This window comes from Gallibacter sp. Marseille-QA0791 (assembly GCF_965119705.1).
In the GTDB taxonomy this organism is placed as follows: Bacteria; Bacillota; Clostridia; order Peptostreptococcales; family Anaerovoracaceae; genus Lentihominibacter; species Lentihominibacter excrementipullorum.
In genome coordinates this window covers 446,959-465,654 of the sequence record NZ_CBCPMH010000001.1, presented here as the reverse complement: position 1 = coordinate 465,654, position 18,696 = coordinate 446,959, and the positions used below count along the sequence as shown (strand labels likewise).

The window sequence follows — 18,696 nt, the reverse complement described above, 5'->3', positions numbered from 1 at the left end:
TATCCTTTCCCGCTGTAGAAATTACGGGCCGTCGCTATTTCACGACGATGTTTATCAGCTTATTTGGAACCGCTATTATCTTTACGATGTTCTTGCCTTCCGTAAGTGCCTTTATCTTATCGTTTTCTACAGCGATCTTTTCCATTTCTTCCTTTGAAGAATCTCCTGCTATGTTTATCTTTTCTTTTATCCTGCCATTTATCTGGACGACGATCTCGATAGTGTCTTTCACCAGTGCCTTCTCGTCGTATTCAGGCCATTTCTGATCGTGGACAGAACCGCCGTATCCCAGATGCTCCCACATTTCCTCCGTGACGTGAGGTACGAAAGGTGCCAGGAGTATTATCAGAGTCTTGACAGCAGCGCCGTAAAGACCAGGATTGATATCTCCTTCCTTGTACCTGTACATCTCGTTGACCATTTCCATTATGGTACTTATGGCAGTATTGAAGTTGAATCTGTCGCCTACATCGTCCGACACCTTCTTGATGGCATAGTTCATCCAGTATGCCAGGCTCTTGTCGGCTTCGTTCTTCACCTGGTAGGTGTCAGGCACGTCCTTGTACTTCTGGGAGAACTCGTACACCATCCTGTACACCCTGTTAATGAACCTGTAGCTGCCTTCCACGCCCTGATCGGACCAGTCCAGCTCCCTTTCAGGAGGTGCGGCGAACAGTATGAAAAGTCTGGCCGTGTCGGCACCGTACTTTTCGATTATTTCCGCCGGGCTCACCACGTTGCCCAGGGATTTGCTCATCTTTGCCCCGTCTTTGATCACCATGCCCTGAGTCAGCAGATTTTCAAACGGCTCCTCCTGACTGACATATCCCAGGTCGTAGAGCGCCATCTGGAAAAACCTGGCGTACATAAGGTGGAGAATGGCGTGTTCCACACCGCCAATGTACTGATCCACGTTCATCCAGTAATCTACCTTTTCCTTGCTGAACGCTTCCTCTGTGTTCCTGGCATCGCAATACCTGAGGAAGTACCAGGAGGAATCCAGGAATGTGTCCATTGTATCCAGCTCACGCTTAGCCGGCTTACCGCATACAGGACATACCGTATCACGGAATGTCTTACTTGTAGCCAGCGGGGACTCGCCCTTGCCGGTGAATTCCACGTCCGTAGGCAGCATTACAGGGAGGTTTTCCTCTTTTTCAGGGACCCAGCCGCAATCCTCGCAGTAGATCATCGGGATCGGAGTTCCCCAATAACGCTGTCTGGAGATGAGCCAGTCCCTCAGCTTGTAATTTGTCTTTTTCTCACCGATCCCCTGCTCTTCCAGGTACTCAGTGATCTTGACGATGGCTTCCTTGTTGTTCATCCCGTTGAATTTCCCGGAATTTATCAGCTTTCCCTCGGCTTCGAAGGCCTCCGTGAGATTGTCGAGATCTATATCGTCCCTCTCAGGATCGACTACCGGGATTATCTCCAGATCGAATGCCTTCGCGAAGTCGAAGTCTCGCTGGTCGTGGGACGGTACCGCCATGATGGCTCCCGTTCCGTAATCCATCAGGACATAATCGGAAATAAAGATAGGCACTCTCTTGCCGTTGAGAGGGTTGATACAATATCTTCCCGTAAATTCACCCGTCTTCTCCTTGGTGGTAGATGTCCTCTCGATATCGCTCAGATGCTGTACCTTGTCTACGTACGCCATCACGGCTTCTTCGTACTGACTGCCCTTTACCAGCTCCTTCAGGAACGGATGCTCCGGAGCCAGCACCATGTAAGTGACGCCATAGAGCGTATCAGGTCTGGTGGTATATATGTCCAGGCCCTTGTCGAAACCTTCTATTTCAAAGGTCACCTGCGCGCCTGTGCTCTTTCCTATCCAGTTCTTCTGCATCAGCTTGACTTTGTTAGGCCAGCCCGGCAGCTTTTCCAGATTGTCCAGGAGCCTTTCAGCGTAATCGGTTATCTTCAGGTACCACTGAGACAGCTCTTTTTTACCTACCAGCGCTCCGCATCGTTCACACTTGCCGTCTACTACCTGTTCGTTAGCCAGCACTGTCTGACAGCTGGGACACCAGTTTACCGGGTTTTCCTTCTTGTAGGCCAGCCCCTTCTTGTAGAACTGGATGAAGATCCACTGCATCCACTTGTAATAGTCAGGATGACACGTGGCCACCTCTCTGTCCCAGTCGTATGAAAGTCCCAGCTCCTTCAGCTGTCTCCTCATCTCGTCGATGTTCTCCCAGGTCCATACGCTTGGTTCGACATCGTGCTTTATCGCTGCGTTTTCGGCCGGAAGTCCGAAGGAGTCCCATCCCATCGGATGGAGTACGTTGTACCCCTTCATCTTCTTGAACCTGGCCAGCACGTCTCCGATGGAATAGTTCCTCACGTGGCCCATATGAAGCTTTCCCGACGGATATGGGAACATCTCCAGGACGTAATACTTCTCTTTGTCCCCGTCCTCGGTCACCTTAAAAGTATCTTCTTTTTCCCACTTTTCCTGCCACTTTTTCTCGATCTCGCTGAAATTATACCTCTCTATCATTTTCTACCTCCGCTCAGTTTATCTCAAGGCTTTCGCAATCGCCCCATATGCGCTCAATGTTGTACTTTTCCCGCATCTCTACTGTCATCACGTTGATGACCACATCGCCGTAATCCATCAATATCCATCCGGAGCTGCGTTTTCCCTCTACGCTCTTGGGAAATATCTTTTGCGGCTCCAGCGCGTCCTCCACATTATCTACCAGGGCGTCCAGCTGTCTCTCGCTTCCGGCGGAGGCCATGACGAAATAATCAGCAAATGAGGCCTTAGGCGATATATCGATGACGGCCACATCCATCGCTTTCTTTTCGTCCAATAGCTTCGCGATATCCAGTGCCATTTTCTTTGCTTCGATCATAAATTTCGTTTCTCCTTTAAATAATCAAGTGCGCTTATGGTATCAGGGTCCATAAGCTCCCCTTTCTTCTCCACATATCCGACAGTATGAGACAAAGAACTGATACAGGCTTCATCCAGATCCTCATATGCCAGCATTCTCAGCTCCTTCACCGATGGATAATCTCTGCCCGGCTCTATGGCATCGGCCAGAAATACTATCTTTTCCAATGTCGACATCCCAGCTCTGCCGGTAGTATGAAATGCTACAGCGTTTATCATATCTTCATCATCTATGTGGAAATCCCGTTTCATCAAGGCGGCGGCCACCTTGCTGTGAGCCAGGTTGACGTTCCCCTTCAAGCTGGAAGGAAGTCCCAGCTCATCGACGTATCGGTCAGACTCTTTCACTGGCATGCTTCTGCACATATCGTGGAACAGCGCCGCCAGCTCCGCCTTCTTCTCATCGGCTCCGTATCGCCTGGCCAGTTTTTTCGCTTCGTCGGCCACGGCATATGTATGTCTGAGGCGTTTTTCGCTCAGGTTTCTCTCTATATATCCTATTATATCACTTTTTATACAGTCCATTTTCTCTGATATACCTCTCCACCTTTTCCGGGATCAGATCGCCGCACGGCCGGCCGCTTTCCAACCGCTGCCGGACCTCAGTCGATGAGATGTCGTACTGGCTGTTGTGGATATTTCTCACTTCTGTATTATAGTCATGGCGTATCCTGGATATACAGTCCTCCAGCTCCTTTTGCCTGTAACCGGGGCGTGTCCCTACCAGGTATCCACAGCTCCTGAGAAGCTCTCCGGCGTTCTTCCATGTCTCTATCTTCAGAAAAGAGTCAGTCCCTGTAATGAAGTAAAGCCGGCATTCCTCACCGAAACGCCTGCGCATGGCTCTCACAGTAAGATAAGTATATGATACGCCCTCCGCGTCCAGCTCACATGAAGAGCTTTCCAGGCCATCCGTCCCGTCGATGGCCATATTTATCATGGTCAGCCTGTCGTAGCCCGAGGCCGTCTTCCTGTCCTGCTTGAACGGCTGCAGTCTGGCCGGCACCAGGATCACCTTATCGAGATCCATTTCGTCGCGGGCGTCCAGCGCCAGATTTATATGCCCGTAATGGACAGGATCGAAAGTACCGCCCAGTATCCCTATCCTGCTGCTCTTTACGATGGTCTTCCGCCCATCTTCTCTGTTACCTTCCGTTTCTACCACTTTATCGGCCGTCCTTCTTTTCTCCATTTCCTGAACTCGGCCGTAGCCGTAAACACTACATCAGATGATGAATTTACGGCAGTCTCACAGGAATCCTGTATGACTCCGATAATGAAACCGACGCCGACTACCTGCATGGCGATCTCATTGGAGATCCCGAAAAGGCTGCATGCCAGCGGGATCAGAAGCAGTGAGCCTCCCGCGACGCCTGATGCGCCGCAAGCCGATATTGACGCTACGAGACTCAGCAGCACCGCCGTCGGGAAATCGACTGTGATACCCAGAGTATTGGCCGTGGCCAATGTCAGCGTCGTTATGGTGACCGCTCCTCCCGCCATATTGATAGTCGCTCCCAGCGGTATGGAGACGGAATACTGCTTCTCGTCCAGTCCAAGTCTTTCACAGAGAGACATGTTGACAGGTATGTTGGCAGCTGAGCTCCTGGTGAAAAAGGCCATTATCCCACTGTCCTTGAGACATTTGAATACCAGCGGATACGGGTTCTGCCTTATATTTATGAAGACGATCAACGGATTTATCACCAGTGCGACTACTATCATGCAGCCAACCAGTACTGCGATAAGGTGTCCGTAATCCAGCAGAGAGCTCAGTCCCGTCTCCGATATAGTGACGAACACCAGACCCAGGATACCAAAAGGCGCGAAATTGATGACCCATCTGATGGCGGTCGACAGCGCCTCGGAAACATCTCCAATGAGATCCACCGTATGCTGGCTGGCTTTCCTCAGAGCCAGACCCAGTATGACCGCCCACGCCAGTACACCCAGGTAGTTGGCATTGACCAGCGCATTGACAGGGTTATCGACGATGTTCATCAGCATGGACTGGAGCACCTCGACGATGCCCTCCGGCGCGGCCGCGGCTTCCTCAGCCACCTGGGTCAGCGTCACCTCCGACGGGAATATGAATCCCGCCACTACCGCTGTGACAGCTGCCATGAAGGTGCTGATGAGATACAGTATTATTACAGTGCTCATATTGCTTTCTGCAGTATCCTTTTTATTGGCCAGTGAGTGCATCACCAGGAAAAATACCAGCACCGGCGCCAATGCCCTGAGCGCCCCTACGAAAAGGTCTCCCAATATACCTATGCCTGTGGCGTTCGGGACTGCAAGGCCCAATATCACACCCAATATCAATCCGATAACTATCCTCAGTATCAGGCTGGTCTCTGTCCACTTTCTCATTATATTCATCGTTACTCACCCTTTATCTCTATACCCAGTTCATCCAGCTGGATCTCGTCTACCGTCCCCGGCGCTTCGCTGACCATGCACTGAGCGTTCTGGTTCTTAGGGAATGCTATTACTTCTCTGATGGATTTCTCCCCTGTAAGGAGCATCACCAGTCTGTCCATGCCGTAAGCCAGCCCACCGTGAGGAGGCGTCCCGTATTTGAAGGCCTCTACCAGGAAGCCGAACTTTTCGTCTATCTCATCCTGAGACATATCGAGAGCCCTGAACATGTCTTCCTGCATGTCCCTGTCATGTATCCTGATGCTCCCGCCTCCCAGCTCTACGCCGTTGAGAACGATATCGTAAGCGTTGGCTCTGGCTCTGGTAGGATCTGTCTTCAGCAGCTCTTCGTCTCCTTCCTTAGGCGATGTGAAAGGATGATGCATAGCATGATACTCCTTCGCCTCTTCATCATATTCGAAAAGAGGGAAATCCACCACCCACAGCAGATTATACTGCTCGTCGTCCAGCAGTCCCATCTCATCAGCGATATGTCTTCTCAGGAATCCCAAACTGTCGAAGACCACCTTGTTCCTGTCGGAGATTATCAGTATCAGGTCTCCGGCCGAAGCACTCATGCGCTCCGCTATCTCTCCCAGCTGTTCCGGCGTAAAGAACTTGTTGACCGACGATGAGACTCCGTCAGCGGTCACCTTCATCCACACCATACCTTTCGCGCCGTAGCTTTTTACCTGTTCCGTCAGCTTATCTATCTTCTTTCTCGTATAGATCTCAGCGGCTCCCGTCACACAGATGCCTCTCACGCTGCCGCCTGATGCGATAGCGTCGGTGAAGACCTTGAATCCACAGTCCTTCACCATGTCGGTGATATCCTGCAATTCAAAACCCACTCGTGTATCAGGCTTGTCGCTGCCGTACCTTTCCATGGCCTCGTCATATGTCATCCTCGGAAGCGGAGTATCGATGTCCACTCCTTTCATCTCCTTGAAGACACGCTTCAGATAGCCTTCCTGTATCTCTATCACGTCGTCCACGTCCACGAAAGACATTTCCAGGTCTATCTGAGTGAACTCAGGCTGTCTGTCAGCTCGCAGATCCTCGTCCCTGAAGCACTTGACTATCTGCATATACCTGTCGGTACCTCCCACCATCAGAAGCTGCTTGAACATCTGCGGCGACTGAGGCAGCGCATAGAACTTGCCCCGGTTGACACGACTGGGCACCAGATAATCTCTGGCTCCCTCCGGTGTCGATTTTATCAGCACCGGCGTTTCCACCTCAGTAAAGCCCTGCTCAGAGAAATAGTCCCTCGTCAGCTTGGCCAGGTCATGTCTGAAGGTCAGATTGTCCTGCATCTTCTTTTTTCTCAGATCCAGATACCTGTACTTGAGTCTCAGGTTGTCATCCACATTGTCATCATCTTTGATATAGATAGGCGGAGTATCAGCTGTGGAATATATGATGAGATCGTCGGCCAGCACCTCGATATCTCCCGTAGGAAGATCAGGATTCTTAGATTCCCTCTCAGCTACTTTGCCTTTGACGCCTACCACATATTCGCTTCTGAGGGTGTCGGCTTTATCGAACAGCTCCTTTGGTATCTTATCGTTGAACACGATCTGAGTGATCCCTGTCTTGTCCCTCAGGTCGCAGAAGATGAGACCTCCCAGGTTCCTCCTCTTCTGTATCCATCCGTTAAGCACCACATCCTGCCCTATATCTGTCTCCCTCAGCTCTCCACACATGTGACTTCTCTTATATACACTCATTGTTTCGTCTCCTGCTCTCTGTAATCATTTCACCAGCTCGTCGATGATATGGGCCATAGGGACCGTCACCTGTTCGGAAGTGTCCATATCCTTGATAGCGAAGCTGTCGTTATCTATCTCATCCTGTCCGATGACGACGGTCTTTCTCGCCTTTATCCTGTTGGCGTATTTGAACTGGTTCTTTATATTCCTTCCCATTATATCCATCTGGACCTTGAGGCCACGATCTCTCAGCTTTTTCATCAATCCCAGGCCAACGGCTCTGGCTTCATCTCCCATGAAGGCGATGAATACATCGATACCCTCCGGTTCCGGTATCCGGGCTCCACATGCGTCCATGGTCATCAGCAGACGTTCCTTTCCCAGGCCAAAACCTACTCCGGCTGTAGCCGGACCGCCTATCTCTTCCACAAGGTGATCATATCTGCCTCCGCCGCATACGGTGCCCTGAGCCCCGATACTGTCCGTAACGAATTCGAAAGCTGTCTTGGTATAATAATCCAGCCCTCTTACGATGCCCGGATCGACCACATACTCTATACCCATGGCTGTCAGGTCGGTCTTGAGCTGCTCAAAGGCGCCCCTGCAGTCGTCGCACAGATAATCCAGCATCACCGGAGCTCCCTGTACCAGCTCCTGACAAACCGGTGACTTGCAGTCCAGGATACGCATCGGGTTTCTTTCATATCTGTCCTTACATGTATCGCACAGCTGATCGTACTTTGGCTTCAGGAACTCCCTCAGCGCTTCTCTGTGCTTCTTCCTGCACTCGGGGCATCCAACGCTGTTGATCCTCAGCTGGATATCATTTATCCCCATTTCCTTCAGAAAATCACTGGCCAGACTGATTATCTCCGCATCCGCCATCATGTTGGCGGCTCCGAAAGTCTCCACTCCAAACTGGTGGAATTCTCTCAGTCTTCCCGACTGAGGCTTCTCGTATCTGAAACACGGTATGTTGTAGTAGAACTTGCTGGGCTGCGGTCCCGCATACATCTTATGTTCGACGAAAGCTCTCACCACTGACGACGTTCCCTCCGGCTTCAGGGTTATATCCCGTTTTCCATAGTCCTGGAAACTGTACATCTCTTTCTGGACTATATCGGTAGTATCTCCTACGCCCCGGTGAAACAGCTCTGTATGCTCGAACATGGGCGTCCTGATCTCCGTGAATCCGTATCTCTCACAGATATCGGCAAAAGCCTTTTCTATATAGTGCCACCTGTATGCCTCCTCAGGCAGCATGTCCTTGGTGCCCTTCGGCGCTTTAGTCAGCATTCCGTCACCTCCAAAATTCCTTTTCCTTTCTCTCTATCATCTCATCTATCCTGTCTATATATATCTGATAATTGGAAACGTTGGCCACCCGCTCCAGCCTGTTTTCCTCAGGAAAATAGACTTTGCTGATGCCCCCTGCTCCCAGCGCAAGTATGGACTGTGCCTCCTCCATTATGCGCACATTGTATATGGAAACACTGTCTGCGCGGCAGAATCCCAGGTTCTCCGTATTCCCGGAGGTGTGCTTCTGCCGGTACAGGTAATAAGGCCTGTAGCCTTTCCCAGTCAGAAAAAGACGGGCATCGTCCAGCATTTCCGTACACAGTTCTTCATTCTTGTAATTGTACTCCTGATCCAGTTCTTTCAGTCCGGAGCCTCTCTTGACAGCCAGCGTATGGAGCGTTATGTTATCGGCGCCCAGGCTCCATATCCTTTCAAGACTGTCCCGGAAATCCGCTGCATTTTCACCCGGAAGACCCGCGATAAGGTCAGTGTTGATGCAGTCTATACCGACTCTTTTCGCCAGCTCGAAGGCTCTGACCGTGTCCTCCACTGTATGACGGCGTCCGATGAGGTCAAGGGTCTCCTGCTTCATGGTCTGGGGATTGATGCTTATCCTGCCAGCCCCCGCCTCTTTGATGATCTTCAGCTTTTTTTCCGTAAAAGTATCGGGCCGTCCTGCTTCCACAGTAAATTCGCCGATCCCTTTCAGACCGAAGCTTGCTTCTATCCTGTCCAGCAGCTTTTCCAGCTGGCTTTCGTCCAGGGAAGTTGGCGTACCTCCGCCTATGTACATGGACTCTATCGAAAGGCCTCTTCTGCGAAGATTTTCCCCGCAATAGTCTATTTCCCTGTACAATGCTTCCAGATATCGTTCCACCTCATCATCGCTCACCTGATTGGATGTAAATGAACAATAGAGGCATCTGGTGGGGCAGAATGGTATCCCGATATAGACGCTGACGCTTTTTTCAGGAGGTCTGCCTATGATCTGCCGCTGGTATCTCAGCGTCTCGACAGTAAGCCGCACTTTGCTCTCGTCCACCAGGTACCGATCCGACAGGATATTCTCCACATCTTCCATGGAACCGCAGGAATCATATATTTCACCTGCCAGCTTCACAGGCCTTATTCCTGTCAGGGTCCCCCATCTTGGCCGCTTGCCTGTGTATCGCGCCAGGCTCTCGTAGAGGCTGCGCCTCAGCCTGTCCCTGTCTCCGTCAAAATTTGCCAGAAACAAGCTGTCGTCATCGTCCGCTTCCGCATCGCTGCCGGTCTCTTCCGGAGACTCCGACCATATCTCATATTCTCCTTTAGGCAGGAACACTTTTATCAGTTCTTCATACTGGTGCAGTTTTTCCACACCTTTTAACACACATCTATACAAAAGGATTGTTACCTTTCTCGAATCCTATAGTAGTAGCCCCCATGTGGCCCGGAAGTACGGCCGTATCATCCGGGAGCACAAACAGCTTGCTGTGGATGGCGTCCGCCAGCTGCTGGAAAGAGCCTCCCGGGAAATCCGTCCTGCCTATGGACTGGCGGAACAGAGTGTCGCCGCTGAACAGGATGTTTTCCGACGCCACATATATGCACATCCCACCCGGAGTATGGCCCGGAGTATGGAAGAACTTGAGCTTCAGATCTCCTACCTCCAGCTCATCACCGTCCTTCACCCAGATGTCGGCTTTCACAGTCTGCGGTGATCCGAACATAGTGCTCTGATTGAGGCGCGCATCCTCCAGCATCGGCTTTTCCGCTTCGTCAGCTACGACCTTGGCCTGCGGGAAATCATCAAGATGATCGTTGACTCCACATATGTGATCCGAATGACCGTGGGTGAGTATAATGTACTTTATGTCAACTCCATCCTCTCTGACTTTTTCTGTCAGCTTGGGATTGTATCCGCCCGGGTCTACGATGAACCCTTTCCCGGTACTTTCATCTACCGCCAGATATGTGTTTACACCCAATGCTCCGCTGGGCATGCACGTTACTTTCATCATTTTCTCCGTCTCCTCTCCGTCTTTTCCGTCTCTTAAAAATTCCTGCGACTGTCCAGCAGGATAGTTACAGGGCCGTCGTTGTATATCTCCACCAGCATTTCGGCCCGGAACACGCCTTCTTCAACGTGGATATCCTGAGCTCGCAGCTTCTCTATCACTGTCCTGTAAAGAGCATCAGCTTCTTCCGGCGCTGCCGCCCTGGAGAATCCGGGACGTCTGCCCTTCCTGGCATCCCCCAGCAGCGTGAACTGAGATACAGCAAGTACGCTGCCGCCGACGTCCTTCACCGACAGGTTCAATTTACCCTTTTCATCCTCGAATATACGCAGTCCGGCCACTTTGTCGGCGATGTACGAAGCATCCTGCTCCCCGTCGCCTTCCTCTACACCGATCAGGACCATCAGTCCTTTTCCTATCTCTCCCGTGACTTTCTCGCCTACCGTCACGCGACTCTCTCTCACTCTCTGTACTACTGCTCTCATGTGCTGGTCCTGTATGCCTCCAGTATGCCGGGTATCCCTTTGAGGGAACGGCATATTTTCTCCATCTGCTCCTTGTTCTTTATGGACAGGGTGAGATTTATCTTCACCGTTTCGTCCTTGTCAGCCCTGGCGTTGAGACCTGATATGCGGACATCCATATCTTCGCATATCTTGGAGATGCTGGAAAGCATGCTCTTCTGATCCTTGGCCGTTATACTTATCTCCGCGTCGAAAGACTTGTCCTCAAGCTGTTTGGCCCATCTCACATCTATGAATCTGGCCTTGTCCTCCGGAGACAGGGATTTCAGATTGTCACAGTCCTTCCTGTGGACTGATATACCTCGTCCCTTGGTGATGAAGCCGACGATATCGTCTCCGGGAACAGGATTACAGCATCTGGCTATCCGTATCATCAGATTGTCCACTCCTTCGACGATGACACCGGAGTCGTCCTCTTTTTTCCTGTGGGCCGCCGCCTGCGCTGCCCTCTTCTGAGTCTTTTCACTTATCTCGTTGAGATTGTCCAGCAGGCTCTTTTCCTTCGCTGCCTCTTCTTCCTTTTCCTCGGCTTCATACTTCAGCAGCAGATTCAGCAGTTTGCTCTGTATCGTGCCTGCGTTGGCCAGCTGGTTGTACAATTCGTCGCTGGTCTTGTATCCCAGCTCCTTGATGGCTCTGCTGACGAAGGAGTTCTTCAACAGCTCCCTCGGGTCGTGGCCTTTTCTTCTTACATATTTATCTATCTGATCTTTGCCCCGATCGATGACGTCGGTCTTGTTCTCTTTCTTGAGCCACTGCCTGATCTTGTTCCTGGCGGAACTGCTCTTGGCCATCTTGAGCCAGTCGATGCTAGGACCGGCTGCGTTAGGCGATGTGACTATTTCCACGATATTGCCGTTTTCCAGCTTGTGATCTATGGGGACCATCTTTCCGTTGACTTTGGCGCCTACGCATTTAGCGCCTACGTCAGAATGTATCTTGAAGGCGAAATCCAGCGGCGTCGATTCGGCCGGAAGCTCGATGACATCTCCCTGCGGTGTGAAAACGAACACCTGCCCGGAGAACAGATCCATCTTGAGTGACTCCATGAATTCCTTCGGGTCGTTGACGTCTTTCTGCCACTCCAGCGCCTGCCTCAGCCACGACAGCTTCACCTCCTCCGTATCGGATTTGATGCCCTCCTTGTATTTCCAGTGTGCCGCGATACCGTACTCGGCTATCCTGTGCATCTCGTAAGTCCTTATCTGGATCTCGAAAGGCTTGCCGCCATCACTTATTACCGTGGTATGGAGGGACTGGTACATGTTTGGCTTCGGCATGGCGATGTAGTCCTTGAACCTCCCAGGTATAGGGGTCCACATAGTATGAACCATCCCCAGCACAGCATAGCAGTCTCTCACAGTCTCAACGATGACTCTTACCGCCATCAGATCAAAGATCTCGTCCAGGTTTTTGTGCTGGTACTTCATCTTCTTGTATATGCTGTAGAAATGCTTGGATCTTCCGTATATGTCGTACTTTATCCCTATCTCGTCCAGAGACTTCCTTATCTCCTCCACTACAGTCTCGATGGATTTTTCGCGTTCTTCCTTGCGCTCGTTGACCTGTTCCGCCAGATCGTAGTAAGCCTCGGGTTCCAGGAACTTGAGGGCGATATCCTCCAGCTCCATCTTCATGGCGTATATACCCAGTCTGGCTGCCAGAGGAGCGTATATGTCCAGAGTTTCCCTGCACTTTTCTATTATCTTGTCGTGGGTCATATAGTTGATGGTCCTCAGGTTATGGAGCCTGTCCGAAAGCTTTATTATCAACACCCTTATATCCTTGGACATGGCCAGGAACATCTTTCTCAGATTTTCGGCCTGACGTTCCTCCTTGCTCTTGAACTTGAGGGAGCCCAGCTTGGTCACGCCGTCTACCAGCAGCCCCACTTCTTCGCCGAATTCAGATACCAGCTGTTCTTCGGTATATTCCGTATCCTCCACCACGTCGTGAAGGAGTCCTGCTATTATGGTCTCCTCGTCCATTCCCAGATCAGCCAGTATCTCCGCCACCGCCATAGGGTGTATCAGATAAGGTTCTCCCGACTTTCGCAGCTGTCCGCGGTGCATCTCCTCAGCCACATCATAAGCTCTCCCTATCAGCTCGATATCATAGTGTGGATTGAATTGTAAAATAGTATCCAGAAATTCACTTCTCTTCTTCATTCCAGTGGTCGACCTTTACCTCTTATTTCCTTTCACATATCTCTTTGAACGCTTTGCGTTCTTCTCCTTCTTCGCAGCCTCTTCCGCCGGGCTGGCCGGCTTTTTCTCTTCTGACTTTTCTTCCTTTTTCTCGTCTTTTCCGCCGGACTCATCCTCTTGCCGCTGATCGTCCGCCGCAGGCGTCTCCGTCACGTCCGGTGTCTCTGGAACCTCAGACGCCTCAGTGACTTCGGAGGATGATCCTGATACTTCCGGTTCTTCAGGCGTTTCAGGCAACGCTTTCTTTTCCTCTTTCTCTGTCCTGTGCGCTTTCTTCTTCCCGGCCTTCACATGCTTTTCATAATCTGACAGCTTTCCTGCCCGCGAAAAACTGTAATACAACGGACTGCATATCCCGATGGACGAATAAGCACCGGCTATGATCCCTACCATAAGCGGCAGGACGAACTCTCTTATAGCCTCCCCGGCCATTATCAGCAGCGGCACCATCACGATGAGGGTAGTAGCCGATGTCATCAGAGATCTTCCCAGGGTCTGAGTTATGCTCCTGTCGATGAGCGCTTCCATGGTCCCTTTTTTCGCGTATTTGATATTTTCTCTTATCCTGTCGAATATTACGATAGTATCGTTTATAGAATATCCTAATACAGTCAGGATACCGGCGATGAACGGATTATCTATAGTGACGTTGAAGATGGCGTAGAAAGCTATCACTATCAGCACGTCATGGAGCACGCCCAGCAAGGCAGCGCCGCCAAAGCTCCACTGAGAGAATCGTATCCTTATATATATGAGCATACATACCGATGCCAGCGCTACGGCCAGTATGGCGTTGTTTCTCAGATCCTTGCCCACCGACGGTCCGAAGAGCTCTTCAGATATGACATTCTCATCTGTCGTTCCGAAAGCTTCATTGATAGAAGCGATCACCTCGGCCCGCTCATCACTTCCCAGAGACTCGATAGTCCTGATTATTATCTGCTGGTTACCTTCGCCTGAATATATGATCTCCGGATCCAGATCGTAATCAGCGATGGCGTCCTGCACCTCGGATATAGCCACTTCTTTGCCCATATCCATCTGTATCATGGTTCCACCGGTAAAGTCGATACCGTAATTGAGACCTCTTACCAGCCCGCATACCAGTCCGGCCACCAGTATCACTACAGAAATAGAATAATATATCTTCTTATATCTCATGAAGTGCAGCTCCTTCTTGAATGAGAAGGTAGCCTTGCCGGTCTTCCTGATACCGAAAAACGCCTTGCTGCCGGTCCGCTTTCCATCAGCCAGCAGGCTCACGTACAGCTGAGTAACGACTACCGCTGTGAATATGCTTACGACGATACCTATCATGAAGGTCCACGCGAATCCCCGAACAGAGCTGGTCCCTATTTCGTACAGGATTATTGCGGCTATGAGAGTAGTCACCTGAGAGTCGATGACGGTGCTCAGCGCTCTCTTGAAGCCTGCCTGTACTGCCGAACGCACTGTTTTGCCGTTTTCAATTTCCTCTCTTATCCTGGAGAAGATCACTACATTGGCGTCTACCGCCATACCTACCGACAGGATTATACCGGCTATGCCCGGCAGCGTCAGTACGCTTCCCATGGCGGCCATGACATTGAGCACGATTATCACATAAAACATCAGTGCCAGGTCAGCTATCAGGCCGAGTCCTCTGTAAGCCACCACCATCAATATCAATACGGCGGCCAGACCTATGAGCCCGGCATATACGGCCATTTCAAGGGCATTGTATCCTATCTCCGCCGACTGTACAGATGAATTGACCTCGTGGAGCTCCAGCGGCAGCGCCCCGCCTCTGATGAGGGCTGCCAGGTTGGACGCCTCCTCCTGAGTGAAATTTCCTGTTATGCTGCACTGCCCTCCGCTTATAGGTTCGTTTACCTGAGGATATGAGATTATCTGTCCATCCAGTATTATCACGATAGAATCGTCAGGGACACCTTCTATAGTCGATGTGACCTCTCCGTTATATGCGGCCTGAGTAGCCTGATAAAAGAGATCCGCGCCGTCGCTGTCAAACTCCAGCGCCACCGCATATCCGGCATGTTCGCTGTCCATCGTTGCCGACGCATCCTTTACGTTGCTGCCATCGAGGACCACAGTACCGTCAGCAAGAGCGAACTGAAGCTGAGCGGTCCTGCCTATCTGGTCTATAGCCTCCTGAGAATCCTTGGCCCCCGGAAGCTCTACTCTTATCCTGTTTTCTCCCTCTATAGTAACGACAGGCTCAGCCAGGCCCATCTGGTTGACTCGTTCCTCTATTACCGCCTGAGTCTCTTCCATAGCACTGCGAAGTTCATCGCCCGTAAGCTCTGTGTCTGCCTCAAGCACCACATAAACTCCGCCTTCGATATCAAGACCCAGTTTGATCCTGTCGTTTATAGGCTCCACAGGACCAACACCGAAAAGTGTGACGTACCATCCCCCTATGATGATGATCAAAAATAATACTGCTAAAACCTTTTTCAACTTGTACTTCATCTGATCCTCCGGCTATGATTTATTTTAAACAGACCGTAATAATCCATTTAATCATACTGTTTATAGTTTACTACTTTTTGGACACGTAAACAAGGAAATTCCGCTTATTTTCTCTATTTACTGAGGTTTACCCCAAAGGCCCCGCCCAACGAACCAAAAACCACAGGTATGATATAAAAAGCACTGAAACTGTCCATACCAAAAGAGCCGGCGAACACTCCACCTACCAGCAGCAGTATTATCAGCACCAGGATTGCCGCCGCCGCGGCCCCTACGATCATTCCTCTTTTTCCTATTATGCCGCCTTCCATTGCGCCCGTCAGGAGCGACACAAGAGACAAAGCGGCCACCAGTCCCGCAAAAGTCCATGTCTCCGGAAACCCTGTGAATCTGATAACCGCCGCCAGGATCAGACTCAGCGCCGCAAATGCGCACAAAGCCAGCACGTATACTTTCAGCGTCTTTCTCAATATTTCCATAATGCACCTCCCGTAAAATATATGGCTCCTTTCAAGGCTTTATGCGCACGAAAGCTGCCCCTCTTCCCGCGCCGCGCATGCTTTTACAGATATTTCGCGTTTTCTGCAAAATATCTGTAAAAGCATGCGATGGCCTTCAAAAAAAGAAAATGCACCAACATCCATACGAAAAGAAGCTGCCGCACTAACAGTTATTTCCCGTTAATGCGGCAGCCACCGGAATGGTCAGTATCACGTTACCCATATAATAAAAAAGGCTGGCACCAACGACTTTCCGTGTCGATGCGACAGCCTAACGTGTATTCTGAAGCGTTATTTATCTTCCTTTTTCTCTTCTTCCGCCTTTTCTTCTTCGGTCTCCGGAGCTTCGGCCTCGTCAGCATCGTCAGCATTGTCTGCGGCTTCGTCCGTCTCAGGAGCTTTAACCTCTTCGGCTTCCTCAGCTTCGACTTCTTCAGTCTCTGCCTTTTCTTCAGTTTCTTCGACTGGAGTGGCCTTCTTTATCCTTCTAGGCTTCTTCACAGGCTTCTTTTCTTCCTCAGCCTCTTCCACCTCATCAGGTTCTTCAGACCTCACCTTTGAAGCAGGCTTTCTGCTCTCTTCAACCACTCTCGAAACGGCCCAACGCATGATCTCGAATTTCACCTTGTCCGCTCCCACCTGGATAACGAGAGATTCTTCCTTGGTCTTTACGATCTTGCCGCAGATGCCGCCGATAGTGATGATCTCATCTCCTACCTGAACACCCTTTCTCATGGCATTGATCTCTTTCTCCCGCTTCTTCTGTGGTCTTATAAGCAAGAAATACATTATCGCCAGCAAGATGATTAAAGGCAATATCATCGTTAAAGTTCCACTCATTTAACGTTCCTCCTATTTGAGTTGTTCTAAAAATACTGGTTTATCCGAAACTATCCGAATACACTGGTGCCGGCGATGGGGGTCGAACCCATACGGTGTTGCCACCACGGGATTTTGAGTCCCGCACGTCTGCCAATTCCATCACGCCGGCACATTGTGTTGATTATATCATCATACGGATAATATTTCAAGAGCTTCGATTCGAAATTTTTCGAGATGTTTCTTCTGAGAAACACCTTGCCGGTACTGTATCTGCCCGCATTATCAGTCGTACTTTCGGAATTCCCACGAACTGCCGTTGAATACGTTGAGATCTACATATTTTTCACCGCCTGCTACATTTTCTGATTTTCCGTAGAAGGTATACTGACAAAAGGTCCATTCCCTGCCGTCATTAAGGCTTTCCGGTATATCATGGGCGCTTATCCAGATATCATAATCATCGTACCGGCCGGAGATATATTCATCATATATGTATGTGTTGGTATATATTATGGGACGCATCCCGTAATGAGCCTCCAATTCCTGAAGGACAGTATCAAGGATCCTCCTCAGCTTTTTCTTTCCGGGGTGTACCTCAGTGTAGTCTCCGTAAAATTCCACATCTACCACAGGAGGCAGCATGCCCCATTTCTTGTCGACAGTCTCGATATAGTTTTCCGCCTGGCTCCTGCCGCTCGTATCGTAACTGAGAAAGTGGTATGCCCCTATCTTCATGCCTGTGTTGCTTGCCTCTTCCCAGTTATATTCAAACCGCTCGTCTACCAGGCTGCTCCCTTCAGTGGCCTTGATGAAAGCAAAGCTGTATCCCTCCTCTTCAAGCCCCTGCCAGTCGATTTCCAGCTGATACGATGAGACATCCACGCCCTTTACAGGATACGGTGTCTCTTCCGTCACATCATTTCCTGTGATGAAGAAATAAAAGTCCCGGGCAACCAGTGCCATTACCGCCATCACCACTATAGCTGCGGCGATAATGATGAGGTTCATCTTCCTCTGGTTTCGTGATTTATTACGTTTTATTGTTCTTCTGTGTTTTCTCCTGTTTCGATGACTGGCATCCATATCTGCTCCGTACATGGCTTTACTGTATTACAACGATAATTCATTATATATTCGATTTTCCGGCTTTTCAATAAACCGATGCCAATTATCACTCATTGTTCACATATAAAAAAGACCGCGGGATGACGCCGCACGTCTTCCCACGATCCTTTCATGTCGGATCTGCGTTTCACAGATCTGACCTCCATTATCTGTCCATAGGCTCCCTGTACCTGTAATTGGCTGCGCTATCATATCCCGAAAGCCGTTCCGTCCCGCCTCCCAGATATCTGGATGAGCCAAAAGCCAGTATCAGCAGGAATATCACGTTGAGGAATATGAGCCCAACGGTAAATCCAGCTCCGTGTCCGAAAGCTTTCGCGAGTTTGTTATAAAATATGATCTGCAATACCAGAGCAACGATAGCGCAGGCGACCAGCAGCAACACTCCTGCCATGAACATCCCGCTGCTGCCACTGTAAAAAGCCGCAACGATCCCATATATCACTATGATATACCCTATGACTGCCAATGCGCTGAGCACCAGCATGACGATGAATATGGCTACTTTCCAGAACAATTTATACATGACGTACATGTTGTAAAATGGGATTATGGCCTTCCAGCCTTTCTCCCCTGCCTTGGCGAATATCCTCCACCATGCGATGATGCTCAGGATACCCACGATGCCGATGCTGATATAGTAGCCCGCTCCCAGGCCGGCATCATAATTGGCACTATAGTAATAGCTGTAATAATCCATTTCTTCTCCTCC

16 protein-coding genes and 1 tRNA gene are annotated in these 18,696 nt (G+C 50.3%); all 17 read right to left on the bottom strand.

Annotation, left to right across the window (positions count from 1 at the left end; genetic code table 11):
• Positions 1-34 precede the first annotated feature (34 nt).
• The 17 genes from leuS to ACQY69_RS02140 all read right to left on the bottom strand — a co-directional run bounded on the left by leuS (position 35) and on the right by ACQY69_RS02140 (position 18,684).
• Positions 35-2,503 (bottom strand): leucine--tRNA ligase, encoded by a 2,469-nt coding sequence (gene leuS, locus ACQY69_RS02220; protein WP_428258254.1) that lies wholly within the window; start codon positions 2,501-2,503, stop codon positions 35-37.
• A 13-nt stretch (positions 2,504-2,516) separates the two neighbouring features.
• A complete protein-coding gene (rsfS, locus tag ACQY69_RS02215; RefSeq protein WP_428258252.1) occupies positions 2,517-2,861 on the bottom strand; it encodes a ribosome silencing factor in 345 nt (114 codons plus the stop codon).
• The gene (gene yqeK, locus ACQY69_RS02210; protein ID WP_428258251.1) at positions 2,858-3,427 is read right to left on the bottom strand and encodes a bis(5'-nucleosyl)-tetraphosphatase (symmetrical) YqeK; all 570 of its coding nucleotides are present in this window, start codon (positions 3,425-3,427) and stop codon (positions 2,858-2,860) included. The genes rsfS and yqeK overlap by 4 nt, the downstream gene beginning before the upstream one ends.
• Positions 3,408-4,094: a nicotinate-nucleotide adenylyltransferase gene (nadD, locus tag ACQY69_RS02205; RefSeq protein ID WP_428258249.1), complete on the bottom strand. Its 687-nt coding sequence runs from the start codon at positions 4,092-4,094 to the stop codon at positions 3,408-3,410. Before nadD ends, yqeK begins: the two co-directional genes overlap by 20 nt.
• Positions 4,061-5,284 (bottom strand): serine/threonine transporter SstT, encoded by a 1,224-nt coding sequence (sstT, locus tag ACQY69_RS02200; protein WP_428258247.1) that lies wholly within the window; start codon positions 5,282-5,284, stop codon positions 4,061-4,063. The genes nadD and sstT overlap by 34 nt, the downstream gene beginning before the upstream one ends.
• A 2-nt stretch (positions 5,285-5,286) precedes the next feature.
• Complete coding sequence (gene aspS, locus ACQY69_RS02195) at positions 5,287-7,053, bottom strand: aspartate--tRNA ligase (RefSeq protein ID WP_428258246.1); 1,767 nt, start codon at positions 7,051-7,053, stop codon at positions 5,287-5,289.
• A 24-nt stretch (positions 7,054-7,077) separates the two neighbouring features.
• Complete coding sequence (gene hisS / locus ACQY69_RS02190) at positions 7,078-8,331, bottom strand: histidine--tRNA ligase (protein WP_428258245.1); 1,254 nt, start codon at positions 8,329-8,331, stop codon at positions 7,078-7,080.
• Positions 8,332-8,335: 4 nt separating this feature from the next.
• Positions 8,336-9,718 carry a coproporphyrinogen dehydrogenase HemZ gene (hemZ, locus tag ACQY69_RS02185; RefSeq protein WP_428258243.1) on the bottom strand — a complete coding sequence of 461 codons (1,383 nt, stop codon included), beginning with the start codon at positions 9,716-9,718 and terminating at the stop codon, positions 8,336-8,338.
• Complete coding sequence (locus ACQY69_RS02180) at positions 9,711-10,337, bottom strand: MBL fold metallo-hydrolase (protein WP_428258241.1); 627 nt, start codon at positions 10,335-10,337, stop codon at positions 9,711-9,713. The genes hemZ and ACQY69_RS02180 overlap by 8 nt, the downstream gene beginning before the upstream one ends.
• Before the next feature lie 32 nt (positions 10,338-10,369).
• Complete coding sequence (dtd, locus tag ACQY69_RS02175) at positions 10,370-10,819, bottom strand: D-aminoacyl-tRNA deacylase (RefSeq protein ID WP_428258239.1); 450 nt, start codon at positions 10,817-10,819, stop codon at positions 10,370-10,372.
• The gene (locus ACQY69_RS02170; RefSeq protein ID WP_428258237.1) at positions 10,816-13,026 is read right to left on the bottom strand and encodes a RelA/SpoT family protein; all 2,211 of its coding nucleotides are present in this window, start codon (positions 13,024-13,026) and stop codon (positions 10,816-10,818) included. Before ACQY69_RS02170 ends, dtd begins: the two co-directional genes overlap by 4 nt.
• Before the next feature lie 15 nt (positions 13,027-13,041).
• Positions 13,042-15,537: a protein translocase subunit SecD gene (gene secD, locus ACQY69_RS02165; protein WP_428258235.1), complete on the bottom strand. Its 2,496-nt coding sequence runs from the start codon at positions 15,535-15,537 to the stop codon at positions 13,042-13,044.
• Between the two features lie 113 nt (positions 15,538-15,650).
• Positions 15,651-16,016, bottom strand: a complete 366-nt coding sequence (locus tag ACQY69_RS02160) for a TIGR04086 family membrane protein (RefSeq protein ID WP_428258233.1) — start codon at positions 16,014-16,016, stop codon at positions 15,651-15,653.
• Positions 16,017-16,328: 312 nt separating this feature from the next.
• Positions 16,329-16,877: a preprotein translocase subunit YajC gene (yajC, locus tag ACQY69_RS02155; protein ID WP_428258231.1), complete on the bottom strand. Its 549-nt coding sequence runs from the start codon at positions 16,875-16,877 to the stop codon at positions 16,329-16,331.
• Between the two features lie 64 nt (positions 16,878-16,941).
• Positions 16,942-17,028 (bottom strand) — tRNA-Leu (locus tag ACQY69_RS02150).
• A 113-nt stretch (positions 17,029-17,141) separates the two neighbouring features.
• The gene (locus ACQY69_RS02145) at positions 17,142-17,867 is read right to left on the bottom strand and encodes a GH25 family lysozyme (RefSeq protein WP_428258229.1); all 726 of its coding nucleotides are present in this window, start codon (positions 17,865-17,867) and stop codon (positions 17,142-17,144) included.
• A gap of 262 nt (positions 17,868-18,129) precedes the next feature.
• A complete protein-coding gene (locus tag ACQY69_RS02140; protein WP_428258228.1) occupies positions 18,130-18,684 on the bottom strand; it encodes a DUF5684 domain-containing protein in 555 nt (184 codons plus the stop codon).
• Positions 18,685-18,696: the final 12 nt, after the last annotated feature.

What these genes read in the sequence shown, in the direction of transcription:
- leuS (WP_428258254.1), bottom strand. Translation starts at nt 2,503, where the DNA reads ATGATAGAGAGGTATAATTTCAGCGAGATCGAGAAAAAGTGGCAGGAA.
- rsfS (WP_428258252.1), bottom strand. Translation starts at nt 2,861, where the DNA reads ATGATCGAAGCAAAGAAAATGGCACTGGATATCGCGAAGCTATTGGAC.
- yqeK (WP_428258251.1), bottom strand. Translation starts at nt 3,427, where the DNA reads ATGGACTGTATAAAAAGTGATATAATAGGATATATAGAGAGAAACCTG.
- nadD (WP_428258249.1), bottom strand. Translation starts at nt 4,094, where the DNA reads ATGGAGAAAAGAAGGACGGCCGATAAAGTGGTAGAAACGGAAGGTAAC.
- sstT (WP_428258247.1), bottom strand. Translation starts at nt 5,284, where the DNA reads ATGAATATAATGAGAAAGTGGACAGAGACCAGCCTGATACTGAGGATA.
- aspS (WP_428258246.1), bottom strand. Translation starts at nt 7,053, where the DNA reads ATGAGTGTATATAAGAGAAGTCACATGTGTGGAGAGCTGAGGGAGACA.
- hisS (WP_428258245.1), bottom strand. Translation starts at nt 8,331, where the DNA reads ATGCTGACTAAAGCGCCGAAGGGCACCAAGGACATGCTGCCTGAGGAG.
- ACQY69_RS02180 (WP_428258241.1), bottom strand. Translation starts at nt 10,337, where the DNA reads ATGATGAAAGTAACGTGCATGCCCAGCGGAGCATTGGGTGTAAACACA.
- dtd (WP_428258239.1), bottom strand. Translation starts at nt 10,819, where the DNA reads ATGAGAGCAGTAGTACAGAGAGTGAGAGAGAGTCGCGTGACGGTAGGC.
- ACQY69_RS02170 (WP_428258237.1), bottom strand. Translation starts at nt 13,026, where the DNA reads ATGAAGAAGAGAAGTGAATTTCTGGATACTATTTTACAATTCAATCCA.
- secD (WP_428258235.1), bottom strand. Translation starts at nt 15,537, where the DNA reads ATGAAGTACAAGTTGAAAAAGGTTTTAGCAGTATTATTTTTGATCATC.
- ACQY69_RS02160 (WP_428258233.1), bottom strand. Translation starts at nt 16,016, where the DNA reads ATGGAAATATTGAGAAAGACGCTGAAAGTATACGTGCTGGCTTTGTGC.
- yajC (WP_428258231.1), bottom strand. Translation starts at nt 16,877, where the DNA reads ATGAGTGGAACTTTAACGATGATATTGCCTTTAATCATCTTGCTGGCG.
- ACQY69_RS02145 (WP_428258229.1), bottom strand. Translation starts at nt 17,867, where the DNA reads ATGAACCTCATCATTATCGCCGCAGCTATAGTGGTGATGGCGGTAATG.
- ACQY69_RS02140 (WP_428258228.1), bottom strand. Translation starts at nt 18,684, where the DNA reads ATGGATTATTACAGCTATTACTATAGTGCCAATTATGATGCCGGCCTG.